24 protein-coding genes and 1 pseudogene are annotated in these 22,788 nt (G+C 59.1%); 9 read left to right on the plus strand and 16 right to left on the minus strand.

The window, feature by feature from the left end:
- Positions 1-969: a PDR/VanB family oxidoreductase gene (locus ACR809_RS11130; RefSeq protein ID WP_122051254.1), complete on the minus strand. Its 969-nt coding sequence runs from the start codon at positions 967-969 to the stop codon at positions 1-3.
- A 207-nt stretch (positions 970-1,176) separates the two neighbouring features.
- On the opposite strand from ACR809_RS11130, the gene ACR809_RS11135 reads away from it, so the two are divergent.
- The 4 genes from ACR809_RS11135 to ACR809_RS11150 all read left to right on the plus strand — a co-directional run bounded on the left by ACR809_RS11135 (position 1,177) and on the right by ACR809_RS11150 (position 5,800).
- Positions 1,177-2,076: a LysR family transcriptional regulator gene (locus ACR809_RS11135; protein ID WP_002908057.1), complete on the plus strand. Its 900-nt coding sequence runs from the start codon at positions 1,177-1,179 to the stop codon at positions 2,074-2,076.
- A 294-nt stretch (positions 2,077-2,370) separates the two neighbouring features.
- Positions 2,371-3,360: an ABC transporter substrate-binding protein gene (locus ACR809_RS11140; protein WP_122051255.1), complete on the plus strand. Its 990-nt coding sequence runs from the start codon at positions 2,371-2,373 to the stop codon at positions 3,358-3,360.
- A gap of 11 nt (positions 3,361-3,371) precedes the next feature.
- Positions 3,372-4,790, plus strand: coding sequence for an amidohydrolase family protein (locus tag ACR809_RS11145; protein ID WP_064143145.1), 1,419 nt, complete (start codon positions 3,372-3,374; stop codon positions 4,788-4,790).
- 20 nt (positions 4,791-4,810) lie between these two features.
- Complete coding sequence (locus tag ACR809_RS11150) at positions 4,811-5,800, plus strand: isopenicillin N synthase family dioxygenase (protein ID WP_004175808.1); 990 nt, start codon at positions 4,811-4,813, stop codon at positions 5,798-5,800.
- 73 nt (positions 5,801-5,873) lie between these two features.
- On the opposite strand, the gene ACR809_RS11155 is transcribed toward ACR809_RS11150, so the two are convergent.
- Positions 5,874-6,791 carry a LysR family transcriptional regulator gene (locus ACR809_RS11155; protein WP_122051256.1) on the minus strand — a complete coding sequence of 306 codons (918 nt, stop codon included), beginning with the start codon at positions 6,789-6,791 and terminating at the stop codon, positions 5,874-5,876.
- 115 nt (positions 6,792-6,906) lie between these two features.
- On the opposite strand from ACR809_RS11155, the gene ACR809_RS11160 reads away from it, so the two are divergent.
- Together ACR809_RS11160 and ACR809_RS11165 are read left to right on the plus strand one after the other, a co-directional pair.
- Positions 6,907-8,439, plus strand: coding sequence for an MFS transporter (locus ACR809_RS11160; RefSeq protein ID WP_122051257.1), 1,533 nt, complete (start codon positions 6,907-6,909; stop codon positions 8,437-8,439).
- A 13-nt stretch (positions 8,440-8,452) separates the two neighbouring features.
- Positions 8,453-8,548, plus strand: a pseudogene (locus tag ACR809_RS11165) (transcriptional regulator); the annotation flags it as partial.
- Between the two features lie 36 nt (positions 8,549-8,584).
- Here ACR809_RS11165 and ACR809_RS11170 read toward each other — a convergent pair.
- The 9 genes from ACR809_RS11170 to ACR809_RS11210 form a co-directional block, all read right to left on the minus strand.
- Entirely contained in the window at positions 8,585-9,073 is a 489-nt protein-coding gene (locus ACR809_RS11170; RefSeq protein ID WP_016530053.1) for a DinB family protein, read from the minus strand.
- A 117-nt stretch (positions 9,074-9,190) separates the two neighbouring features.
- A complete protein-coding gene (locus ACR809_RS11175; protein ID WP_002907918.1) occupies positions 9,191-9,718 on the minus strand; it encodes an anti-virulence regulator CigR family protein in 528 nt (175 codons plus the stop codon).
- 365 nt (positions 9,719-10,083) lie between these two features.
- A complete protein-coding gene (locus tag ACR809_RS11180; protein ID WP_004891377.1) occupies positions 10,084-11,055 on the minus strand; it encodes an ABC transporter ATP-binding protein in 972 nt (323 codons plus the stop codon).
- Positions 11,052-12,032 carry an ABC transporter ATP-binding protein gene (locus ACR809_RS11185; protein ID WP_004151192.1) on the minus strand — a complete coding sequence of 327 codons (981 nt, stop codon included), beginning with the start codon at positions 12,030-12,032 and terminating at the stop codon, positions 11,052-11,054. The genes ACR809_RS11180 and ACR809_RS11185 overlap by 4 nt, the downstream gene beginning before the upstream one ends.
- A complete protein-coding gene (gene opp4C, locus ACR809_RS11190; protein WP_162992534.1) occupies positions 12,029-12,979 on the minus strand; it encodes an oligopeptide ABC transporter permease in 951 nt (316 codons plus the stop codon). Before opp4C ends, ACR809_RS11185 begins: the two co-directional genes overlap by 4 nt.
- Positions 12,976-13,935 (minus strand): ABC transporter permease, encoded by a 960-nt coding sequence (locus tag ACR809_RS11195; protein ID WP_004175825.1) that lies wholly within the window; start codon positions 13,933-13,935, stop codon positions 12,976-12,978. Before ACR809_RS11195 ends, opp4C begins: the two co-directional genes overlap by 4 nt.
- Before the next feature lie 43 nt (positions 13,936-13,978).
- The gene (locus ACR809_RS11200; RefSeq protein ID WP_004184295.1) at positions 13,979-15,682 is read right to left on the minus strand and encodes an ABC transporter substrate-binding protein; all 1,704 of its coding nucleotides are present in this window, start codon (positions 15,680-15,682) and stop codon (positions 13,979-13,981) included.
- A 342-nt stretch (positions 15,683-16,024) separates the two neighbouring features.
- Positions 16,025-16,708 (minus strand): CatA-like O-acetyltransferase, family 1, encoded by a 684-nt coding sequence (locus ACR809_RS11205; RefSeq protein WP_004175829.1) that lies wholly within the window; start codon positions 16,706-16,708, stop codon positions 16,025-16,027.
- Positions 16,709-16,739: 31 nt separating this feature from the next.
- Positions 16,740-17,123, minus strand: a complete 384-nt coding sequence (locus ACR809_RS11210) for a glyoxalase/bleomycin resistance/extradiol dioxygenase family protein (RefSeq protein WP_004175834.1) — start codon at positions 17,121-17,123, stop codon at positions 16,740-16,742.
- A 91-nt stretch (positions 17,124-17,214) separates the two neighbouring features.
- On the opposite strand from ACR809_RS11210, the gene ACR809_RS11215 reads away from it, so the two are divergent.
- Positions 17,215-17,985, plus strand: coding sequence for a DeoR/GlpR family DNA-binding transcription regulator (locus tag ACR809_RS11215; protein ID WP_009307695.1), 771 nt, complete (start codon positions 17,215-17,217; stop codon positions 17,983-17,985).
- Between the two features lie 4 nt (positions 17,986-17,989).
- On the opposite strand, the gene ACR809_RS11220 is transcribed toward ACR809_RS11215, so the two are convergent.
- Positions 17,990-18,619 carry a LysE family translocator gene (locus ACR809_RS11220; RefSeq protein WP_002907812.1) on the minus strand — a complete coding sequence of 210 codons (630 nt, stop codon included), beginning with the start codon at positions 18,617-18,619 and terminating at the stop codon, positions 17,990-17,992.
- 249 nt (positions 18,620-18,868) lie between these two features.
- Here ACR809_RS11220 and ACR809_RS11225 point away from each other — a divergent pair, with 249 nt between their 5' ends.
- Complete coding sequence (locus ACR809_RS11225) at positions 18,869-19,504, plus strand: carbonic anhydrase (RefSeq protein ID WP_002907811.1); 636 nt, start codon at positions 18,869-18,871, stop codon at positions 19,502-19,504.
- A gap of 311 nt (positions 19,505-19,815) precedes the next feature.
- Here ACR809_RS11225 and ACR809_RS11230 read toward each other — a convergent pair whose 3' ends face one another.
- The 3 genes from ACR809_RS11230 to ACR809_RS11240 all read right to left on the minus strand — a co-directional run bounded on the left by ACR809_RS11230 (position 19,816) and on the right by ACR809_RS11240 (position 21,306).
- Complete coding sequence (locus ACR809_RS11230; protein WP_002907807.1) at positions 19,816-20,025, minus strand: YdgH/BhsA/McbA-like domain containing protein; 210 nt, start codon at positions 20,023-20,025, stop codon at positions 19,816-19,818.
- Between the two features lie 84 nt (positions 20,026-20,109).
- A complete protein-coding gene (locus tag ACR809_RS11235; protein ID WP_122051258.1) occupies positions 20,110-20,826 on the minus strand; it encodes a hypothetical protein in 717 nt (238 codons plus the stop codon).
- A gap of 45 nt (positions 20,827-20,871) precedes the next feature.
- Complete coding sequence (locus ACR809_RS11240; protein WP_004143863.1) at positions 20,872-21,306, minus strand: winged helix-turn-helix domain-containing protein; 435 nt, start codon at positions 21,304-21,306, stop codon at positions 20,872-20,874.
- Positions 21,307-21,707: 401 nt separating this feature from the next.
- Here ACR809_RS11240 and ACR809_RS11245 point away from each other — a divergent pair, with 401 nt between their 5' ends.
- Positions 21,708-21,857 carry a hypothetical protein gene (locus ACR809_RS11245; protein WP_002907802.1) on the plus strand — a complete coding sequence of 50 codons (150 nt, stop codon included), beginning with the start codon at positions 21,708-21,710 and terminating at the stop codon, positions 21,855-21,857.
- An 87-nt stretch (positions 21,858-21,944) separates the two neighbouring features.
- Here the strand turns inward: ACR809_RS11245 and ACR809_RS11250 are convergent, their stop codons facing one another.
- On the minus strand, positions 21,945-22,781 hold the full coding sequence (locus ACR809_RS11250) for an MBL fold metallo-hydrolase (RefSeq protein WP_004180178.1): 837 nt from the start codon (positions 22,779-22,781) through the stop codon (positions 21,945-21,947).
- Positions 22,782-22,788 lie beyond the last annotated feature (7 nt).

A 22,788-nucleotide genomic window follows, 5' to 3' on the forward strand; every position in this document is an offset into this window, starting at 1 on the left:
TCACAGATCCAAAACCAGACCCGGCGATTTCGCCCGCGAACAGCAGAGCGTGATCTGGTCGTTGCCAGCTTTCTCTTCCGCCGTCAGCACGCTGTCCCGGTGCTCGGGGATCCCGTCGAGGACCCCGGTAATACAGGAGCCGCACATTCCCTGTTCGCAGGAGAGCATTACCTCCACCCCGGCGTGCTGTAATACCTGAGCAATGGTTTGATCCGCGGCGACCTGCAGGCGCTGCCCGCTGGAGGCCAGCTCAATATAAAACGCATTTTTCGCCGCAGTATTATTTTCCGCCGCGGGAGTAAAACGCTCGAATACGAACTGCGACGGCGACCAGCGATATTCCTCCACGACCGACCGCAGTCTCTGAATAAAACCCTCCGGGCCGCAGGCTATTACTGCGGTATCAGGGTGGGGCACAGTTAAGCATTCGGGGACCCGCTGGCGAAGCGACGCGCCTTCCTCGCTGCAGTGAATGGCCACCGTGCCGTTCGCAGTCAGCTGGTTCAGGCGCGGGGAGAAGGCCGTCTGGCGCGAACTGGCGACATAATAATGCAGCTCCAGCGCCCCCTTTCTGGCGGCAATCGCTTCAGCCATCGCCAGCAAAGGCGTGATGCCGATACCGCCGGCAAACAGCAGGTAGCGCCCGGCCTGCGGCAGGGGAAAATGGTTGCGCGGCGGCGAAATGGCGAGCCGATCGCCGGATTTGAGCTGCTGGTGCAAATAGCGTGAGCCGCCGGTGGAAGCATCAGTCAGCCTGACGCAAATTTCATAAGTATTACTGCGGTCAGGCGTGCCGCACAGGGAATACTGCCGCGGACCGACGCCGGGAATAATAATATCGATATGCGCCCCGGCGGAGTAGGCCGGTAATATTTCCCCGGCCGCCGCCTGCAAAATTATGGATAGGTTTCCCTGTCCGTTGGGGCGTATTTCCCCGACCGAGACCGAAATAAGATCGTGGCTGTGCATTACCGTTTACTCTCCCTCATTCCGCTGTCTGCAGGGCGGCCAGGGTCGGCGAAGAGATAACTCCCCTTCGCGGTGAACTGTCCGGCGTGCAAGAAAATGGGTGAAACGATCGTTTCTCCGCTATGAATGCTACGGTATTGTGATAAAACTGTTGCGTCCAGAGCTTTGATTCGCACAACCCGTTGCAAAAAAGAGAGCACCCAAACGATGTTTGCCTTCTCCCGATTTCTGCTCTATTTCACCGAAGTGGCCCGTCAGGGATCGTTTCGTAAAGCGTCAGAGGCGCTGCATGTGTCGGCGTCTTCCATCGACCGTCAGATTTTGCGCGTGGAACAGGAGCTGGCGATGCCGCTCTTCGAGCGCCATCCCACCGGGCTGCGGCTGACCGCCGCCGGGGAGCTGCTCCTGCACGCGGCCAATAACTGGAAAAAGGACTTTACCCGGGTCTGCGAGCAGCTGGACGATCTGCGCGGGCTGCGGCGGGGGCATGTGCGCATCGCCACCATCGATGCCATTAACCGGCATTTCTTTTCGACGATGCTCAAAGAGGTGCATAAACATTATCCCAACATCTCTTTTACATTGACCACCATCAACAATATCCACATCCAGCAGGCGCTGATCTCCGGCGAGGCGGATTTCGGCATCATGCTCAATCCCCAGACCTCTCGTGAACTGCAGGTCCGGGCGTTTGCCGAGATGAATATGGGGATTGTGGTGCCCACCGGCCATCCGCTGGCCAGCCGCAGCGCGGTGCGCTTTAGTCAGTGCCTCGACTACCCCTTTATCCTGCCGTCCGCCCCATTGATGATCAGCGAGCCGGTGGAGGCGCTGGTGAACATCAGCGGCAACGAGGTAAAGGAGGTGGCGGTATCGAATAACATTCACATGATCCGCACCCTGATCAAAGAGCAGATGGGCATCGGCATCCTGTGCCGGCTGGATATTCTCGATGAAATTGAGTCCGGCCAGCTGGCGTTTGTGCCGCTAACCGATCCGCAGCTTAAGCCTTTCACCCTGGCGCTGTGCGTCTCGCCCGCCCGCCAGCTTTCCCTTGCCGCCTCGATGATGCTGAACCAGCTGGAGATGCTCTTCAGCCAACTGTGAAATGTCGGGCAGGCACTAAAATCATTCATTAGCGCACCATTATGGTGCGTTTCTTGTGGGCATGAATCAAAGGTTGCATGCCCAAGGGGGGCGGCGCAGGCGATTTCTCGCGGCCGCTCGCAGGCGTTTAAATCTGGCATTGTTTTTGTATAGCTGAGTGTGAGTAGAAGCGGTCAGTACGGGTTATCCATACGGGACATTGCTCAGTCACCATGTCGCGGTTCAATGTTGACCGGGATGGGAGGCTGAGCCACATTCGCTCGCTCCCCCTCCCGGCGTAAAGAGGAGAGGGATATGAAAACAGGCGCACGCCTTCCCCGGGGCATACGCTGGCTGGGCCTGATGGCCCTCGGCGGTGTCTCGCTGGCCGTTCAGGCCGAGGAGAAAATCGTTCTGCTGACCTCCTGGTACGCCCAGGCGGAGCAGGGGGGTTATTATCAGGCTCAGGCCACCGGGCTGTACAAAAAATATGGTCTCGACGTCGAGATCCGCTCCGGTGGACCGCAGGTCAACGGCATGCAGTTGCTGTTGTCGAAGCGGGCCGATGTGATCATCGGTTACGACCTGCAGCTGCAGGAAGGCATTCAGCGCGGCTTCCAGGCAAAGGCCATTGCCGCGCCCTTTCAGTACGATCCCCAGGGGCTGCTGACCCATGCCGATGTCACCTCTCTGCAGGGGCTGAAAGACAAAACCCTGCTGGTCTCCAGCTCCGGTCAGGCGACGTGGTGGCCGTGGCTGAAGGCGCAATACCAGCTGAGCGACGCGCAGGTTCGCCCCTATACCTTCAATATTCAACCCTTTGTCGTCGATGACGCTGTCGCCCAGCAGGCCTATGTCAGCTCCGAGGTGTTCCAGGTGCAGAAGGCCGGAGTGAAGGCGAACTTCTTCCTCTTTTCCGAACACGGCTATCCCCCCTACGGCGGCATCCTTATCGCCCGCCCGGATACCATCGCCGAGCGTAAAGCGGCGATGGCGAAGTTTGTCCGCGCCTCAATGGAGGGCTGGGTGAGCTATCTCAAGGATCCGGAGCCGGGCAATGCGTTGATTAAGCAGGACAACCCGAAAATGACCGACGATCTGCTCGCCTGGGGCGTGACCCAGATCCGTGAGCATCACCTGATCGACGGCGGGGATGCCGCCAGCCAGGGCTGGGGGACGATGACCGACGCGCGCTGGCAGAAGACCCGCGACTTTATGGTCAGCGCCGGTCTGCTGGCGGCGGCCACCGACTGGAAACAGGCCTACACCACCGAATTTGTTCAGGCCATGCAGGTTAAACCCTGAGGAGCGACGCCATGTCATTAATTATTAAAAATGCCCATGCCATCCTCAGCGGTCTGCCCGGAGAGGCGGCGCGGCTGGCCGGGCCGGATATTCGCATCCGCGACGGCAGGATTGCCGCCATCGGCAGCCTGACGCCGCTGCCGGAAGAGCGACAGATCGATGCCCGCGACTGCGTGATCTATCCGGCGTGGGTGAACACGCACCACCATCTTTTTCAGTCGCTGCTGAAGGGCGAGCCGCAGGGGCTGAACCAGAGCCTGACGGCCTGGCTGAGCGCCACGCCGTACCGCTTTCGCGCGGCTTTCGATGAACATACCTTTCGTCTGGCGGTGCGCATTGGCCTGGTGGAGCTTCTGCGCTCGGGCTGCGCCAGCGTGGCGGATCACAACTACCTGTACTGGCCGGATATGCCTTTCGATACCTCGGAGATTGTCTTCAGCGAAGGGGAAGCGCTGGGGATGCGCATCGTCCTGTGCCGGGGTGGGGCGACCCAGGGCCGGGCGGTGGAACAGGATCTGCCGGTGGCGCTGCGTCCGGAAACCTTCGACGGCTATATGGCGGATGTCGAACGGCTGGTCAGCCGCTATCACGACCCCCGGCCCGAGTCTCTGCGCCGGGTGGTGATGGCGCCCACTACCGTCCTGCACTCCGCGCCGGGCGCCCAGCTGCGGGAGATGGCGAAGCTGGCCCGCCAGCTGGGGATCCGGTTGCACAGCCATTTATCGGAAACCGTCGATTATCTCGACGCCGCGCGGCAGAAATTCGCCATGACGCCGGTGCAGTTCTGCGCGGAACACGACTGGCTGGGAAATGACGTGTGGTTTGCCCATCTGGTGAAGCTGCTGCCGGAGGAGATTGCCCTGCTGGGCCGTACCGGAACCGGCATCGCCCACTGCCCGCAAAGCAACGGCCGGCTGGGCAGCGGCATCGCCGATCTGCTGGCGTTAGAGCAGGCCGGGGTCCCGGTCTCGCTGGGGGTGGACGGCGCCGCCTCGAATGAAGCGGCGGATATGCAAAGCGAAGCCCATGCCGCATGGCTGCTGCAGCGCGCGCGCAAGGGGATGCTGGCGCAGCCGCGCTACGCCGGGGGCACCTTTGAGGGTGGGGCCGATGCGGCCACGGTGGAGGATGTAGTGCGCTGGGGCAGCGCCGGAGGGGCGCAGATCCTCGGCTTAGCGCAGAGCGGCACCCTGCAGGTCGGCATGCAGGCGGACCTTGCCATTTACCGGCTGGACGATCCGCGCTACTTCGGCCTGCACGATATGGCCATTGGGCCGGTGGCCTGCGGTGGGCGCGCCGCGCTGAAGGCGCTACTGCTGAATGGCCGCCCCATCGTGGAAGACGACGCCATTCCCGGTCTCGACCTTGACGCGATGCGTCACGACGCGCTGGCGGCCGTCCGTACCCTCCAACAGCGCGCCGCTGTGTAACTGATAACAGGATAATGACGATGAACGCAACCACCCAGAATCAACGCTACGCCTTACAGGAACTGGAAAAAGAGGCGCTGATGGGCGCCGAGGGCGAAGAGACCTTCGCCCGCGAAGTGCGCTGTATCGACCTGTCGAACTTTGCCGCAAGAAAAAATGACATTGCCGAACAACTGTGGGAGGCGGCGGTGGAGATTGGCTTCTTCCAGGTCAGCCATCACGGTATTCCGCTGGCGGATATCCGCCAGGCGTTCAGCATGACCGAGGCGTTTTTCGACCTGCCCGACGAGGTGAAGCGCCAGTATCCGCTGGCCGGTAACGCCGGCTGGGAAAGCAAAGCGCAGGTTCGGCCGTCGACCCGCACGCCGGATCAAAAAGAGTCGTATCAGATAACCCGGCCTCTGATGGCCGGGCGCTGGCCCAGCGATCGGGAGTTGCCAGCATTCCAGCAGACGATGCTCGGGTTTGAATCGCAGTGCTGGCAGCTGGGGATGAAGATCCTCTCCTGCTTTGCTTTGAAGCTCGGTTTTCCGGAATCGTTTTTTACCACCGCGCACGATCCGCAGCGTGACACCTATCAGAGCACCTTGCGCATGCTGCATTACTATGCAACCGAGCAGTCGCAGCAGGGGATGTGGCGGGCCGGCGCGCACACCGATTTTGACTGTCTGACGCTGCTGTTCCAGCGCCCCGGCCAGGGCGGCCTGCAGGTTTGTCCCGGTAAAGACCGCGAAAGCCAGCAGTGGACCAGCATTGAGCCGCGCGAGGAGGTGATCACCTGCAATATCGGCGATATGCTGATGCGCTGGAGCGACGACCAGCTGCCGTCTAACTTCCATCGGGTGAGAAATCCGCTGCCTCATGAATATCAGGGGCCGCGCTACAGCCTGGCGTTTTTCTGCCAGGCCAATAAAGATGTCGAGATCCTCGGGCCGCAGAGGAAGTACCCGCCCATCAGCGCCGAGGATTATCTGCAGCAGCGGATCCAGGCCAATTTTGCCAAAGGGTAAGATGCTCCCTTGCGTGGTATACCTGCCGCCGGCTTTCGCTGGCCGGGCGGCAGGATATCCGGCGCTAAGCTTTTCAGGTGGTAGGGCTTGCCGATGCGGGTGACAAGGGTATCTCTGCCGCAGCCATAAAATCGATAAAACAGCGTATTCTTGGTGACAGGTAGCGGCTGGCGGGCCACAGGACCGAGAAATGCCCATCCTTGACGCAACAGCCGGGCAACACCTCCTGCAGTTGTCCCTCATCCATGGCCTCGCGCACGACAAAATCAGGCACATAAGCGATGCCCATCCCCGCCGCGCTTAAGCGAATGGCGGCCTCAATGTTATTGACCGTCATCACGGCAGCGGCCCTGAAATCTCCCGTCAGTCGCATACCGCGCAGTTCCCAGGGCTGGATCAGCCCCGTCGCGGGGAAGCGGAAAAAAATGCACTTGTGTGCCGCCAATTCCGCTGGTGAGCCGGGAACGCCGTATTCCGCCAGATAGGTCGGACTGGCGCAGAGCACAAAACGAAAACCTCCCAGCTTTCTGGCGATCAAGCGGGAGTCCGCTAATTCACCGCTGCGGATAGCGACATCAACTCCCTCATCGATCAGATTGACCAGCCGGTCGCTAAAGTCGAGATCCAGTTCAACCTGCGGATAAAGACGGCTAAAGGCGGTGAGGGCGGGGAGCAACAGGCGGTAGCCAATGACGGGCAGTGAAATCCTCAGTTTGCCGGTGGGCTGTGAGAGACTGCTGGTCAGCTCTGACTCGGCCTCCTGGATCTGCTCCAGGATACTCTGACAGCGGGTCAGAAATGCGGCCCCCTCCGCCGTCAGGCTGACGTTTCTGGTGCTGCGGTTGAACAGCCGGATCCCCAGTTTATGCTCAAGCCGGGCGACATTCTTACCCACCGCCGAGGCAGATATGCCCAGCAGCCTGGCGGCCTGAACAAAGCTTAGCGTTTCGGCGGTGCGGACAAAGGACGTCAGCGAGGTGAGGCTGTCCATCGATTATAAACCTTATGTCTCTTAAGAAGATATTTTCAGTCTATTTATCGGCAATAACATCCGCAATAGGATGGCGACAGTTTATTCTTTCTTGCCGACTGATGAGGGCCGCCCGATGTTACTCACCGCCAGAACACCTTCCCGATACGCCAGCGCCCTGGCCGCGCTTTCTGTCTTTATGGCGGCCTTGCTGCTGCCGGTAAGTTTTACCGGCGGCGTCATGACCACCCCCGCGATACAGCAGTCGCTGGGCGGCTCTCCCGCTGCGCTGTCGTGGCTGACCAATGGCTTTATGCTGACTTTCGGCAGCTTTTTGCTGGCCGCAGGGGTGACGGCGGATGCCATCGACAGAAAACGTATTTTTATCGCCGGCGCCGCGCTGTTTTGCCTGAGCAGCCTGCTGTTTTGTCTGACGCACAATCTCTTCCTGTCAGGCGTGTTGAGGGCGCTGCAGGGCCTGGCCGCGGCGATGATTTTAGCCAGCGGCAGCGCGGCGCTGGCCCAGCTGTATGATGGCGCCCAGCGGACCAGGGCATTCAGCATCCTCGGCACGGTGTTCGGCATTGGCCTGGCGTTCGGTCCGCTGCTGATCGGCTTCATGATCGACGCGGTGGGTTGGCGCGGCGTATACGCCCTGTTTGCGCTGCTCTCGGCAGGGGTTCTGCTTATAGGCCTGGTATCTCTGCCTGCGACAGAAAAAAGCGAGCCGCGGACACCCGACAACCTGGGCTTAACCCTGTTTACGCTGGCCCTGATGCTGTTTACTGCATCGCTTATGGTCATTCCGGCCCGCGGTTTTTTATCCCTGACCACGCTGGCCTTGCTCATCGCGTCGGGGGGGCTGTTCGTGGCGTTTGTCGTACGCTGCCGGAGGGTGAACAACCCGGTGCTGGAACTCTCCCTGCTGCGTCATCCGCGTTTTGTCGGCGTACTGTTGTTGCCTGTCGCCACCTGCTGTTGCTACGTGGTCCTGCTGATTATTGTTCCACTGCATTTTATGGGCGGAGAGGGGATGAGTGAGTCGCAGAGCGCACTGTATCTGATGGCGCTGACCACGCCGATGCTGGTTTTCCCATCCGTTGCGGCCCTGCTCACCCGCTGGTTTTCACCGGGGCAGGTGTCCACGGCGGGGCTGATGATGGCCTCCGTCGGGTTGCTGTTGCTGGGCGATGCTTTTCACAGTAACCACCTCCCGCAGCTGGTGCTGGCGCTGATCCTCTGTGGGGCGGGGGCAGCGCTTCCCTGGGGACTGATGGATGGCCTGGCGATATCCGCTGTGCCGGTCGCCAAAGCCGGTATGGCGGCAGGCCTGTTCAACACCGTACGCGTTGCCGGCGAGGGGATCGCCCTGGCGATAGTCTCCGCGGTATTAACGGCAAGCAATACCCTGACCCTGCAGAGTCGCGTACACGGGTATGCGCCTGAGGTGATTGACCGCGCCGCAGGCTGGCTGGGGGCCGGCAATATGCCGCAGGCGGCTGCGCTTTTGCCTGACTTTTCCCTCCGGGCGCTGCGCGAGAGCTATGACTCTGCTTATACGCTACTGTTTAGCGGGCTGGCGGTCGTCACCCTGCTGTGCGCCCTGATGGTCTGGCGGACGCTATGCCGGAAGGGGGGCGCTATCCAAACCCGCGACAGTGGATCCTGAACCCCCTTGATAGCCTTACATCTGGGCGTATCTATCGCCACGATCGGAACCCACCTTAGCGCCCTGTACCAGAAAACCCATACTCGACATCAGGCAGAGCTCCTGCTGATTCTCCGCGTAATCGACGGCGAATGGTTTCGCTCGGTCAGGAATGATGGTCGCGCAGGAAAACGGTCAGCACCTCTTTCGGCGGCACGCCGCCGCATTCGCCAATCATCCAGCCCACCGCGCCGCGGTGATAGGCGCCGTGAAAGAGCATGTGGTTCAGCATCTCCATCGCGGTCATATTGCCGTCGCCGCCGTCGACAAATTTGAAGGCGATACGTTCGTGGAAGTCGGCGGGGGTCATGGCGCTGACGTACTGAATGTATTCGTCCGTACAGGCGGTCATGGCCGTTTCCAGCTCATCAACGGTTGGCGTCTCAGGGGTATTCAGCGCGGTGTAGCCGTGCGGCCTGCTGCGCAGATTCGCCCGGAAAATCATATCAACGACATGGATATGGTTCATCAGCCTGATGGTCAGGTGACGCTTTTCGCCATGTACCGTTCCGTCAATCGCGCGGATCGCCTGTAAGGTGGCAAGGTCAATCCAGCGCTTGTATTTCAACAGCGTTACTACTGTGTCTTTGTCCATAGTCGGTCCCGGGTTGGTTGAACCGTTATCATACTGGTTATGCCGGTGAGCCGTCACTCACCGGCACCAGGCACAAAAAAGCCTCGCCGAGGCGAGGCTTTTCAATAAGCAGGTGATTTAGTCAAACACACCGTTAATCACGGCGGTGACGATCGCGGTGCTCAGGGCCACCAGCACCAGATCATCGCCGACCGCCCGCCATTCATAGCCCGGATAATAGGGCAGGTCGTTAATCATAGAAGCTGGCAGGGTCTTTTTGGCGATCCCCGGAGGGAGCGGTTTGCCGCGGGCGACATTTTTGGCGATACCCGGCGGCAGCGCCTGATAGCCGACCAGACCGTAGTTCACGGCAAGGGAGCGCGCCCGTGAGAAGCTAATATCGCTGTCGACGTGGTCGGGCTTGCCGTAGTTTTTCCGTTTGCCGTGATCTTCAGTGGACTGGCCTTTATTTTGCCCTTTATTGCCATGGTCGCCACTGTTACCGTTGTTACCATGATTGCCGCTATTGCCATGGTTACCACTGTTCCCGTGATTACCACCGCCGTTGCCATTGCCATTACCCGGGTTGGCATACGCTGGCGCGGCCATGACGGCAAGGGAAATAACCGCCGCCAGTGCTGTTTTGAGAGTGCGACGCTTAAGCATGATGTTGATTCCTTAACAGGGAGTACACGCTTAAAAAATAAGATAAAGCTATACCCCAGGCAATCTCATGTTGTCTTATTTTTTTGCCCTTATTTAATTAGCGGCGGGAAAAGGGTAGCGGGACGCGGACGAGCAATTCCATTGCTGCGTTTTGACAGACGGGCGACCGCGCCCCGCTAAATATCTTGCCGGGAGGATCGCTCCCGGGCGTGGAGAAAAAATGCCCGAAGCCATTGGGCAAAAGAGTACAAAGATGTTCCGCTTCATTTATCGCGCGTCTCACAAGACGGGGCGGATAGTAAATCCTGGCGCTGCCGCGCACAATCGGTCGGTTGTTTAGAAATAAATAACCCCATCGACCGCGCTCAGGATGCGACCCAATGGCAGGCGACCCGATGGCCCGGGGCCACCTCGCGCAGCGCCGGAGACTCTCTGCGGCAACGTTCGCTGGCCAGTGGGCAGCGGGATGAAAAGCGGCAGCCGGCGGGGGGATTGGCCGGATCCGGGATCTCGCCTTGCACCAGCGCCTGCGGTTCGCTGTGCGGGTCGAGGGTCGGCACCGCAGCCATCAGGGCGCGGGTGTAGGGATGGAGGGGGCGGCTGAACAGCGCATCGCGGCTGGCGCTTTCCACCAGTTGCCCGAGATACATCACCGCCACATCGTCACATAAATGCTCCACCACCCCGAGGTCGTGGGAGATAAACAGAAACGTGACGCCGCGGTTGTCGCGCAGGTCGGAAAACAAATTGATGATCTGCGCCTGAATCGACACATCAAGGGCCGAGATGGGTTCATCGGCGACGATAAAATCCGGGTTGAGGATCAGCGCCCGGGCAATACCGATCCGCTGACGCTGGCCGCCGGAAAACTGATGCGGGAAGCGGGCATAGTGTTCCGGCGCCAGGCCGCAGATCTTCATCACGTCGATTACCCGGTCATATAGCTCATTGCGGGCGCACAGTTTGTGCTCCAGCATGGCTTCGCCAATCGCGTCGCCAATACGCAGCCGCGGGTTCAGCGAGCTATAGGGGTCCTGAAACACCAGCTGCATCCTGGGCCGGATAGCGCGCAGGGCAGGCGCGGTCAGGTCGGCCAGCTCCTGACCGTGAAATTTCACGCTGCCGGCGCTCTTCTCGTACAGGCCAAGCAGGGTCCGGCCGACGGTGGTTTTACCGCTGCCGGACTCGCCCACCAGGCCAAAAATGGTGCCCGGACGGATATTAAAGCTGACGCCGTCCACCGCGCGAAGCTCGCCGGTCTGCTGACCAAACAGGCCGTCGCGTAGCGGAAAATATTTTTTCAGTCCATCCACTTCAATGACATAGCGTTCGCTCATGCTGTCACCTCCGCAAATTCGCTATAAAAGCAGGCGGCACGTTGGCGGTCGCCGAGCAGCGGCGGAATCGCCTCCCGGCAGCGCGCCGTCGCCCGCTCGCAGCGCCCGGCAAAGGCGCAGCCCGCCGGCAGGGCGGCCAGATCCGGCACCTGGCCGGGAATTGAGTACAGCCGCCGACGCCGCTCACCGGGCACCGGTCGGGAGGCGATCAGCCCCCGCGTGTAGGGATGCTGAGGATGCCGTAGCACTTCCGCGGTGGCGCCTTGTTCCACAATTCGTCCGGCATACATCACCACCACCTGCTCGGCCATCTGCGCGATCACCCCCAGGTCGTGGGTAATCAGCATCATCGCCATCTGGCTGGCCCGGGCCCGATCCCGCAGCAGGCGTAGGATCTGCGCCTGCACGGTCACGTCGAGCGCGGTGGTGGGTTCGTCGGCGATCAGCAGTTTGGGCCGACAGCTCAGCGCCATGGCGATCATCACCCGCTGCAGCATGCCGCCGGAAAGCTGGTGAGGATAGCGGGTCATCAGGCTGTCCCCGCGCGCCAGGCCGACCTCGCTTAACAGCTGGATGGCCTGATGCCAGGCGGCTTTCGGCGTGGCGCCGAGGTGGCGGATCGGCGGTTCGCACAGCTGCTCCCCGATGGTCAACACCGGGTTGAGGGCCGACATCGGTTCCTGAAAAATCATTGCCAGCTGGTGACCGCGCAGATCGGCCATCTGTCTGGCTTTCAGCCGCAGCAGATCGCGGTCCGCGAAGCGGATCTCGCCGCCGTCGATGCGCGCCGTCTGCGGCGGCAGGAGGCCCATCAGCGCCATGGCGGTGACGCTTTTGCCGCAGCCGGATTCACCCACCACGCCAACGGTTTGCCCGGCCTGAATGGTGAAAGAGACCTCCTGCACCGCGCGCACGCGAGAGCGTTCGCCGGCGAAAGAGACGGAAAGATGATTAAAGGAGACTAACGGCGTGGTCATTTCAGCCTCGGTTTCATATTGGGATCCATGGCATCGCGCAGGCCATCGCCCAGCACGTTGATGGCGATCACGGTGATAAAGATGGCGATGCCCGGCGGCATCCACAGCCAGGGGCGACGCTGGAAATCGATCAGACTGTTAGCGGCATCCATCATATTGCCCCACGACGGCGTCGGCGGCACCACGCCGAGGCCGAGATAGCTCAGCGCGGATTCACTGAGAATGGCGTTGGCGACGGCCATGGTCGCCATCACCACCAGAATCGGAATGGTATTCGGCAGCAGGTGGCCAAACAGCCGTCGACGCGCCGACAGGCCCAGCACCTGGGTGGCCAGCATAAAATCGCGTTCGCGCAGGGAGAGACATTGCCCGCGCACCAGCCGCGCCAGTCGGGGCCACTCCAGCAGGCTGAGCATCACCACCACCATATAAATGCGCGAGTCCGGCGAAAAATCGAGCTCGGAAAGCATCGCCCCGGCGACGATCAATAGCGGTAACCCAGGGATAGTCATCACCAGGTCGGCCACGCGCATGATCAGTTTGTCGGTTAACCCGCCGATGTAACCCGAGAGGGCGCCGAGCAGGTAGCCGAGGCACACCGACATCACCATGGTCAGCAGGCCGATAACCAGCGAGATGCGCCCGGCCAGCAGCAGGCGGGTGTAGACATCACGACCGAGGAAATCGGTCCCCAGCCAGTGTTCCGCCCCGGGCGGCTGGTTGATGCTCAGGGCGTCGGTGGCATCATCTCTCCACGGCGACCAGACGGGCCCCAGCACGCACCACACCGCCATCACCGCCAGCAGGAGCAGGCAGAACATGGCCAGCCGGTTACGGCGCAGCTGTCGCCACCCCTGGCGCCAGGGAGAGGGGGTAATGTGCGCCAGCGCCGGGATAGCCGCCTGCCGCTGGCGGCGACGGGAAGCTAAGTAAGACAGGATCATCATGACCTCACCCGAATACGCGGATCGGCCCAGGCGTACAGCACGTCGGCGAGCAGATTCCCGACTATCGTCAGCACTGCCAGAAACAGGGTAAACCCCATCAGTACCGGATAGTCGCGGGCGGCCAGCGAGTCGATATGAATGTGGCCCGCCCCCGGCCAGTTGAATACCTTTTCGGTAATGATCGCCCCGGAGAACAGCCCCGGCAGCTCGAAGCCCAGCAGGGTGATAATCGGCAGCAGGGCGTTGCGCAGGGCATGTTTGAGGATCACCGTGCGCTCCTGCAACCCCTTGGCGCGGGCGGTACGGATAAAATCCATTTTCACCACGTCGAGCATACTGGCGCGCACATAGCGCGTCAGGCTGCCCGCCTGCAGCATCACCAGCGCCAGCACCGGCAGCGCCAGGTGGGCAGCCACCTGCAGCACATACTGCCAGCCGCTCTCGTCGCTGCCGGTATTGGTCATCCCGCCTACCGGCAGCCAGTGGAGATCGACGGCGAACCATTTAATCAGCAGCAGGCAGAGGAAAAAGGTGGGGAACGACATGGCGGCAAACACCGCGACGCTCACCAGATGATCAAACCAGGAGCCGGGTCGCAGGGCAGAAACCACGCCGACCGCCAGGCCGATGCCCCAGTAAAAGACCAGCGCGACGCTGGCCAGCAGAAAAGAGTTCCAGATGTACTGGTTGAGCAACTGGCTGACCGGGATCTGATACTGCAGCGAAAAGCCTAAATCACCGCGCAGCAACTGTCCCAGCCAGTGGAGGTAGCGGGTCAACAGCGGCTGGTCGAGGCCGTAGATCGCCTTCAGCTCCGCGGCGCGGGCAGCGGTCAGGGTGATATTGCCATCGATAAAGTCGCCGGGTGTTTTGGCAAACAGCAAAAAAATAATGAAGGAGGCCAGCAGCAGCATCGGCAGCGTTTGCAGCAGGCGCCTCAGGATGAAATTTCTCATGACGGTCTCACATCAGCCGCCGGTTAACCCGGCGGCCAGGGATTTATTTGACGATTTTTACATCCGGCAGGCTGCCGGTCAGGCCGTTGTAGATATCCGGCTTAAAGCCGCTGACGCGGGCGCTGCTGGCGGAAAGGATCTCGCGATAGCCGAGCAGGATCACCGGCGGATCGTCGGCCAGCACTTTATACAGCTGGTGGTAGATCGGCTTGCGCTGTTCGATGTCGAGCACCGCGTTGCCGGCGTTAATCAGCTTATCGACTTCCGCGTTATGGTAGCCGGACTCTTTAGCTTCGCTGCTGTAGAAATCCCATACCCCGTCGTGCGGGTCGTTGAGGGTGCTGGTGCTGAACGAGGCCAAATCGTAATTTCCGGCTTTGCGCTGCGCCATCAGGGCGTTGAAATCCACCACCTGCGGCTTCAGCAGCACGCCAATCTGCCGCCAGTTCTCCTTGGCGATGGGGATCAGCGCATCGTTGAGCACCTTCTTGCTCACCAGCAGGGTCAGCTCCAGGCGCTGGCCGTCTTTGGCGCGGATACCGTCGGCGCCTGGTTTCCAGCCGGCCTCATCCAGCAGCTTTTTGGCCTGTGCCGGATCGTAAGGGTAAGGGTTGACGCCTTCAGCGTTAAAGGCCCAGGAGATCGGCGCGATCGGTTCGATGGCGACTTTGCCGTATCCCTGATAGACCACGTCGATCAGCTTCTGCCTATCCAGGCCGTAAATCAGCGCCTGGCGCACCCGCTTATCCTGTAGCGCCGGGCGATGCACGTTGAATTCCACCTGGCTGTAGTCGCTGGAGCCGTAAAGATTAATATTGGCGAAGCCGAGCATCTTCAGTTGCTCAATATCGTCGGGGCGCGAGGTAAAGGCGTCGTAGTCGGTCTCCCCGGTCTGGAACAGCTGGAAGTTGGTGGACGGATTGGTCACGCGATAGATAAAGCGCGGCGTTGGCGGCGTCCCACGGTAAAAATGGCTATTGGCATGGAAGCGAATTTCCTGACCGGGAATGTATTTGTCGTACACGTAAGGGCCGTTGCCCAGCGGCTTGCCGTGCAGTGAGCGCAGATAGTCGAGATTTCCCCGCTGATACCCTTTGCCGTACCAGGCTTTCGACAGTACAGGCCCGCCAATTTTGGCCAGCGTGGTGGCGCCTGGCTGCGTGGTGGTCACCTGCAGGGTGAGCGGGTCGATGACCTTCAGGCCGCTGACGCTGTCAGCTTTGCCGGCTTTGTAGTCCGTCCCGCCGGCGATATTGGCCAGGGTGATGTCGGTATCGCCATCATAGCTGGGGTCGAGCAGGACCGTCAGGGTAAAGGCGACATCTTCCGCCGTCAGCGGTGAGCCGTCGCTAAAGGTGAGGCCAGGGCGCAATTTGATGGTATAGACTTTGTTATCCGGGCTGACCGTCCAGCTCTCCGCCAGTCCCGGGACCAGCTTGCCCTGGCTGTCCCAGTCGATCAGGCGTGAAAAAATGACGTTAGTCACGTTCTCATCCCAGCCGTTGACGAAAAAGTAGGGGTTAAAGATCCCCTGCGGCTCGGAGATCCCGGCCACCACCGTGTCTGTGCGCAGTTTGGCGCTGGCCGGGATCTGGCTGGCGTCAGTGGCCGGGGTGATACCTTCTTTCAGGAGACCCTCAGCAAAGACAGCAGAAGAAAATGCTACCACGCCGCCGAGCAGGGCCACTTTTAGCGCCAGGGCGAAGCGGGTTTGTCTGGTTTTTAATCCTTGTTGTAATCTGGACAAAAGTGCTACCTCATCAAATGATTGCGTGGTTATTTACAATTCATGACGAAAGATAAGAGGCGCACTTCGCCCTGTCTAACACTGAAACGCTATGATTTATAACTAATTATCATTAGCAAAGGATCGGCAATATAATCCCATTCTATGGCTATGAAGCAGTGTTTTCCGCTGTCTGATGATGGTTGGTCAGCATGCTGTCTGCGACCCAGCTTTTCAATCGCGAGGTTCTGAACAGGCGTCACACCTGCGGTATTCGCCGGCTGAAAGGGAACGATGATAGTGGCCCCGTACCGACCGCCGTGCAGGGAGTAAGGCTCCCTGGCGGTCAGTTCCGGGCAGACGTTAACGCTCCTTCGCCGCTGGGGGAAGCAGGGAGGGTGCGGTTTCGGTTAGCGGCAACCAGAGCCGCTCGGGGTCATTAAATCCCTCTTCGACAAGGGCATAAAAGCGGCTGGCGTGGAGACCATCGACGAAGGCATGGTTAAACCGCCCGGCCACCGGGATAACGCCATTCTGCAATTTTCCCCAGGTGAGCGCGGGGACCGCCGCGCCGACGGCATATTCCGCATGGGTCATCGAGGTGAAGTGGAGCCATGGCAGACAGCTGGCGCAGATAAAATGCTCGCCATCGACGATGAGCGGCGCCGGGGATGTCTCTCTTGCCGCGACAATCTTCGGCGTGGCCGCGGCGCTGAAGGCGGTGAACTCGGGGGCGTTGTCGCACCACACCTGACGGAATCCCTCTCCGACGGTCATCACCGGCGTCATTACTGCCAGACTGTCATATTCAATCACCTCATCGTTCCGCACGCGCTGGCGTAGCTGCGGTACCCCGTTGGCCGCGCGCAGCAGGGCATAGAGCGCGAGCTGAAAAAACGAGACCCGACGGTCCTTCGCACATTCGTACAGGCGCTGCGCCGCTATCGGCACGCAGAGATTAAAGCTGGGGTTGGCGAATTGGCGGTAAAAAGTGAAATGGTCCCGGCGGGGCCAGGATGCGGTGTCGATAATCCGGTAATGTGCCATGGATGCCTCCTGAATACTGGCGTTCTGCTGACTATGCGACGATTTCGATCAGGTTGCCATCGGGATCGGCGATCACCGCCTCATAATAGCCGTCGCCGGTGGTGCGCGGCGGCGAAATCAGTATTCCGGCGGCCCCGGCGCGTTGGGCGATGGCATCGACCTGTTCCGCCCCGCCCACCGAGAGGGCCAGATGCGCCCAGCCGGTATGGTTATTATCCGCGCTGGCCTGCTGCAGGCCAGGCTTGGTCATCAGCTCGATCACCACCTCGTCGTCGATAGTAACAAAATAGGAGGCAAAGCCGGGGTTGGTCTGGCTAAGGTATTTTTCATTGATGCTGGCGGCAAAGAAGTCCACCCAGAAGCGGGCCTGGACGTCGAGCTGTTGGGTCCACAGGGCGAAATGGGCAATTTTCATGGTAAACCTCCGGGCAGGAACGTTGACAACCAGAGCAGGGCAGACGATCATGCTTGCTACTGCTCGGTTTTGATCATTTAAGGATTGTGTTATGCTCGATTATGCTGCTTTCCCTCAACAGCGACAAGCGCTGATTTGCCAGATCCTGCAGGAAAACGGCAGAGTGGTGTGCGCGGAGCTGGCGGCGCGTCTTCAGGTGTCGGAGCATACCATCCGCCGCGATCTGCATGAGCTCAGCCGCGAGGGATTCTGTAAAAAGGTGTATGGCGGGGCGGTGCTGAGTCTGCCGGAAGCGGGGGATTACAGTCAGCGGAAAGATAAAAACCGCGCGATAAAGCTCAGGATCGCGCAACAGTGTGCCCGGCTGGTGAAGCCCGGCGGCACTATTTTCATTGATACCGGGACCACCAATCTGGCGATGGCCGAGGCGCTGCCCACCGAGCTGGCGCTGACGGTGGTAACGAACTCGCCGGAGATCGCCGCGGTACTGGTGAAAAAACCGCTGTATGACGTGGTGATGCTTGGCGGCCAGGTACAGCGCGCGAGCGGCGGTTGCGTCGGCGCCGCGGCGGTGGCTCAGGTGCAGGGCATGTTATTCGACCAGGGGTTTATCGGCGGCTGCGCGATGGCGCCAGAGTCGGGCCTGACCGGCTTTGACTATGCCGACTGCGAGTTCAAGAAAGCGGTCATTAAACAGTGCAGCGAAATTATTGTTGGTCTGACTTCGGATAAAATTCCGGCAGCAGCGCGGTTTGTGGTGGCCGCCAGCAGCGATATCGATGTGCTGGTGGTGGAAGAGAATATCAGTCGCGAATATCGCGTTGCCTTTCAGCAGCACGATATTCGCATCTATACCGTGTAACCCGCTAGCGGGTGAGGGAGGTGGCGATAAGCCGCAGGCCCAGCGCCCCCAGCACCGTCGCGGTGGCGATGTCGATCCGCCGCTTCAGCCGCAGGTAGACGCGCCGCGGGCGGTCGGCAGACAGCACCAGCGCCACCAGCGAATACCAGCTGACGTCGATCAGAAAGCTCATCAGCGGCACGATGTAATAGAAGGCGGTGGGGATCTGCGCCGGCAGCAGGGCGGTAAAAATTGAGGCGAACACCAGCGCCGTTTTGGGATTGCTGAGCTGAGTATACAGCCCGTCGCGGAAGGTCTTCAGCAAAGAGCGGTTGCCGGCCATCCCGCTGGCGGAAAAATCCATCGGCTGCGCCGACCCGCGAAAAATTTTATAGCCCAGCCACAGCAGATAGAGCCCGCCTGCCACCTTCAAACCAATAAACAGCTCCGGCACCGCGGTGAGTACCTTCTGCAGGCCCAGCATCGCCATAATGGAGAAAATGGCCGCACCGGCGCCGGTACCGAGGGCGGTCACCATACCGTGCAGACGCGAGCGAGCGACGGCATTGCGCGCGACAAAGATAAAGCTTGGGCCGGGACTGATCACGCCCATGATCAGCACCGCGGCAATGGCCATCAGGCTGGATAGGAACATAGCGACTCCTGTTATGTCCGCCGCAGGCAGGCGGTCGGTAACGTGTGGACGGTTGGAGCAGACAGAGTAGCAAACTGGTTCAGGAAAGCACGTCAAAAAGGTGTGTATTAGACGGGGAGAAGCAGGCGTTGGCGGCGCGCGTTTTATGCGCAACTGTTTGAATAACGATTCCCATTCTTGTCATCGATGGTAAACTGAATAACTGTGATCTTTGTCATACCGTAATAACTACAGAGAAGAGACACTGCTATGCAACATATCATTGAGGGCTTCCTCAACTTCCAGAAAGAGATCTTCCCCCAGCGTAAAGAACTCTTCCGCAGCCTGGCCTCCAGCCAGAATCCCAAAGCGCTTTTCATCTCCTGTTCTGACAGCCGTCTGGTGCCGGAACTGGTTACCCAGCAGGAGCCGGGACAGCTCTTTGTCATTCGTAATGCCGGGAATATCGTGCCGTCTTTCGGGCCGGAGCCGGGCGGCGTTTCCGCGACCATCGAATATGCCGTGGTTGCGCTGGGCGTGACGGATATCGTGATCTGCGGCCATTCCAACTGCGGCGCGATGAAAGCGATCGCCACCTGTCAGTGCCTTGAGCCGATGCCGGCGGTGTCTCACTGGCTACGCTATGCCGATGCCGCGAAAGCGGTGGTGGAAAAGAAAACCTGGGCTAGCGAAACCGATAAGGTCAACGGCATGGTGCAGGAAAACGTCATCGCCCAACTGAATAATATCAAGACCCATCCTTCGGTGGCGGTTGGTCTGCGCGACCATACCCTGCGCCTGCATGGCTGGTTCTACGACATCGAAACCGGCGATATTCAGGCGCTGGATAAAAACACGAAATCCTTTGTTTCGCTGTCGGAAAATCCGGACGTCTTTTTCGAATAAAGTCTTTCCAGGGCACGGAGGCCCTGCAAACCCTCACCACGTCACGCAAATTTTGCCAAAATGGGCGCCGCTTTGCAGATAGCGGAAGGCCTCCGACTGATTCGCGGCGACAGACCACTCCGCTTTACGCCGACAAGCCGCAGATAATCCAGCCAATCGGGTATTTATTGTTATCAGGCTTTTTTTGTGCTGAGAGTCAGTATTGTCCGGGATCCGGCGAATGCCGCATGGACCTGCCGGGAAAGGTCAGGAAGGGGAAAAACTAAAGCGCCGTCCAGGCGGCGCTTTAGGAAACGTTTAGGGGCAAGGGTTTATTTGCTCAGTTCAGCCGTCATATGAACACGGTTGTTAAACTGGGCGCTGGTAATTTTATAGGATGCACCCTGTTCTGCGGCCTGGGCGGCAATTTTAGCTTCCGCGCGGTCCAGCGTGGAGGCAGTGGCGCTGACGCTCTGAGCAAAGCTGGCAGCAGAGAACAGAGACAGCGCAGCAACAGCAACGAAAGTTTTGATGAATTTCATGGTCGTATTCCTTAATTTGGTGTCTGATAAAGGGCCTGTTGCCCTGATGTGATAAAGAATACGCTTGATTGCTGGAGCCTAAAATCAAAACAATTTGCGAAACTCTTTCAAATAATATGAATGATTTTCCGCCAGCCGCGAGGCTGCGCGCGGCGGCAGGGTTGCATTAGCTGCTGTGGTTAGGCATCGGAAATCGGCAGACAGGCGACTAAAAGAGAGCCTGTCGGTCATGAAATGATGAAAATGGCTATGACTGACCAGGCGGAAATTCACTTTAATCCTTTCCAGGCCGTTATAGACCCGCTTGCGATTAATCCCCAGCGTAGCGGCCATTTGATGAACCGACTGACCCTTCATGGTGGCATCAATCATCCGCATCTCCAGGCGGTTGAGCGGGGCTCGTTGACGGAAAGAAACGCTCTGACGTTGGTGACGCGGCACGAGTGGCCAGCGGCGCTCGGCCAGGCAGCGCAGAAGGCGGCTCACTTCACGTACCGCTTCGCGCTGACTGACCCACAGTAGGGTATCCGCGAAAAAGGGGCGTCTGCGCCTTACGTTGCCGGCTGACGTAAAGCCGATGACCAGGCCCTGAAAGTGCTGAGCGATTTCAGCGGCAGCCAGGTAATCATGATAGTTTTCCAGTGACAAAATAATCACATCCAGCCCGGACAGTTCTGGAAGATGGCTGAGGGGCAGGGAGTGAATAACCTTTAATTCGGGCGCTGTTTTCTGAATATCCCGAAAACACTGGGCGATACCGATATTAAAATAAATATTATTGCTGTGAATTAAAATATTCAACGAATAAACCCTGTTGCTGGCGATGTAAACGGCGCGGGGAGGGGATTAGCTGCGTACCAGAAGCTTATTCATATCAGCAGGCGAAGTGTTTATATAATTCATCATCCCCGGCGGTTTGTATGAATAAATTTCGGCTACGTAAACGTTATTAATATAATACCCCGCACACTTAACGCGGATGATTAACGCGCTCTCCACGCCAGCCTGGTGTAAGCGAGACTTTAAGCTCTGAATAACCTGCCATAGGCGCTGCGCGGAAGGGCGGAGATTATTTTTTTCCCAAACGTTAATCATTAACTCTTCATCGCTGACCAGACGTTCTCTGCCGTGCGCCAGCAGGTACTCCAGTAAACAGGCCATGGTGCTGCGTAGCTGGACTTGCGTCCGTGTCCCGCGCAGCGTGATAATTTCCCGATGATGCAGGCAGTAGAAAATATTATCCGCTAACTTATAGCCAAGTAGTTTATAGCCTTTAGTCATCCACAACTCCCTGACAAATCCTCTTCTTGCCGGTGCAGAGTACCTGCCCGCTGCTGACTGACCAAGTGAATTTTATCAGTTAGAATAATCAAAACAAATAACCACATAGGCATACATAACTAGAATAAAAATCTGATAATATCGCTTGATTCTGTTGTATTATGCGGTATAGGAAAAGTCTTAATCAGGCGGCTGGCGAAGGTAAGCGGTTGAAAATATAGGTGGCATCGAAAAATAAATGCACTTAAATTGATTTGGATCAATTTAAGCTATTTCAGAGGGCGATGACCATTTACATTCTAAAACAAAGATTGAAATAACTTCCGTTACGCGGTGATACGCTAATTCTGAACTTGTGGAACTACCCAGGGAATGGTTCATTACTTTTCAGGAGCGTTTTTATGGTCATTGCAACTCGTAAGCCTCTGTGCAACAAACGCTGGTCGGCCAGCCCGGCCTCCCAGGATCTTCAGTTGACTCAGCTACGTCACCCGTGGGTCGCCACCAAAGCCAGCTGCAAAAGTAAAAAAGGCTGGAAGAGCCGCGGTTAACGGCTCGTCCACTTTCCCGGACAAAATGCCCCGGTCGTGCTCATGCCACGACCGGGGTTTTACTGTGGTCATTGTTCTGCTCAACGATCACACCGAACGCAGACAATAGCCTGAGGCGGTGTTCTCCACTCTGGCGAATCCCGGCAGGCCAAGATGCATACCGGCAATCAACCACCGTTCGCTGGCGGCCTGGCGCAGCAGGATCTCCCTGGTACGCCGGGCCTGTTCAGGATCGACGTCGAAGGCGACCGAGGCTTCTGGCCGCGCAGACTGAATGGACGGGAAATGGACGATATCCCCCCAGATCAGCAGCGAGGTATCGCCCGCTTCGAGACGATACCCGGTATGCCCGGGCGTATGGCCGGGCAGAGGGCACGGGCGGATCCCGGCGATCACCTCCTCATCATCAACCCCGCTGATTTGCGCCGCGCAGTTCGCCAGTACACGGCGAACAAGCAGCACGTTGCGCCGGCCGCGATCGCTGGCGTTGTCGAACGTGGATGTTGCCAGCCAGTAAGCGCTTTCCCGCGTAGGCAGGAACACCGTGGCGTTGGGATACGCTGGCGTACCAGCGGCGGACAGCAGGCCGCCGATATGGTCCGGATGGGCGTGGGTGAGAAGGATGGCGTCGATCTCCTCAGGACCAACGCCGAGCCGCGCCAGATTGGCGATAAGTTCGCCGCCAACGCCATTGGCTCCGCCGGTGCCGGTATCCACCAGCACCGTATTCCCGCGACCGCGGATCAGATAGGCGCCAATCGCAATGGTCTCCGGCGAGGCTAATCCTGAATGCCGCTGCAGATGCTCCGCCTCCTCCCGCGAGATACCCGAGAGTAAGGACAGCGGCGCTGACATCAGACCATCACTCACGGCAGTCACCGTCAGGTCGCCAGCGGTCAACGTATAAAAGGGAGCAGGTGACATGGCGACC

Source organism: Klebsiella sp. CD33 (assembly GCF_051992865.1).
Lineage (GTDB): Bacteria > Pseudomonadota > Gammaproteobacteria > Enterobacterales > Enterobacteriaceae > Klebsiella > Klebsiella pneumoniae.

Bases quoted from the DNA above. Each gene is read 5' to 3' on its own strand.
- ACR809_RS11130 (WP_122051254.1), bottom strand. From the start codon at position 969: ATGCACAGCCACGATCTTATTTCGGTCTCGGTCGGGGAAATACGCCCC.
- ACR809_RS11135 (WP_002908057.1), top strand. From the start codon at position 1,177: ATGTTTGCCTTCTCCCGATTTCTGCTCTATTTCACCGAAGTGGCCCGT.
- ACR809_RS11140 (WP_122051255.1), top strand. From the start codon at position 2,371: ATGAAAACAGGCGCACGCCTTCCCCGGGGCATACGCTGGCTGGGCCTG.
- ACR809_RS11145 (WP_064143145.1), top strand. From the start codon at position 3,372: ATGTCATTAATTATTAAAAATGCCCATGCCATCCTCAGCGGTCTGCCC.
- ACR809_RS11150 (WP_004175808.1), top strand. From the start codon at position 4,811: ATGAACGCAACCACCCAGAATCAACGCTACGCCTTACAGGAACTGGAA.
- ACR809_RS11155 (WP_122051256.1), bottom strand. From the start codon at position 6,791: ATGGACAGCCTCACCTCGCTGACGTCCTTTGTCCGCACCGCCGAAACG.
- ACR809_RS11160 (WP_122051257.1), top strand. From the start codon at position 6,907: ATGTTACTCACCGCCAGAACACCTTCCCGATACGCCAGCGCCCTGGCC.
- ACR809_RS11170 (WP_016530053.1), bottom strand. From the start codon at position 9,073: ATGGACAAAGACACAGTAGTAACGCTGTTGAAATACAAGCGCTGGATT.
- ACR809_RS11175 (WP_002907918.1), bottom strand. From the start codon at position 9,718: ATGCTTAAGCGTCGCACTCTCAAAACAGCACTGGCGGCGGTTATTTCC.
- ACR809_RS11180 (WP_004891377.1), bottom strand. From the start codon at position 11,055: ATGAGCGAACGCTATGTCATTGAAGTGGATGGACTGAAAAAATATTTT.
- ACR809_RS11185 (WP_004151192.1), bottom strand. From the start codon at position 12,032: ATGACCACGCCGTTAGTCTCCTTTAATCATCTTTCCGTCTCTTTCGCC.
- opp4C (WP_162992534.1), bottom strand. From the start codon at position 12,979: ATGATGATCCTGTCTTACTTAGCTTCCCGTCGCCGCCAGCGGCAGGCG.
- ACR809_RS11195 (WP_004175825.1), bottom strand. From the start codon at position 13,935: ATGAGAAATTTCATCCTGAGGCGCCTGCTGCAAACGCTGCCGATGCTG.
- ACR809_RS11205 (WP_004175829.1), bottom strand. From the start codon at position 16,708: ATGGCACATTACCGGATTATCGACACCGCATCCTGGCCCCGCCGGGAC.
- ACR809_RS11210 (WP_004175834.1), bottom strand. From the start codon at position 17,123: ATGAAAATTGCCCATTTCGCCCTGTGGACCCAACAGCTCGACGTCCAG.
- ACR809_RS11215 (WP_009307695.1), top strand. From the start codon at position 17,215: ATGCTCGATTATGCTGCTTTCCCTCAACAGCGACAAGCGCTGATTTGC.
- ACR809_RS11220 (WP_002907812.1), bottom strand. From the start codon at position 18,619: ATGTTCCTATCCAGCCTGATGGCCATTGCCGCGGTGCTGATCATGGGC.
- ACR809_RS11225 (WP_002907811.1), top strand. From the start codon at position 18,869: ATGCAACATATCATTGAGGGCTTCCTCAACTTCCAGAAAGAGATCTTC.
- ACR809_RS11230 (WP_002907807.1), bottom strand. From the start codon at position 20,025: ATGAAATTCATCAAAACTTTCGTTGCTGTTGCTGCGCTGTCTCTGTTC.
- ACR809_RS11240 (WP_004143863.1), bottom strand. From the start codon at position 21,306: ATGACTAAAGGCTATAAACTACTTGGCTATAAGTTAGCGGATAATATT.
- ACR809_RS11245 (WP_002907802.1), top strand. From the start codon at position 21,708: ATGGTCATTGCAACTCGTAAGCCTCTGTGCAACAAACGCTGGTCGGCC.
- ACR809_RS11250 (WP_004180178.1), bottom strand. From the start codon at position 22,781: ATGTCACCTGCTCCCTTTTATACGTTGACCGCTGGCGACCTGACGGTG.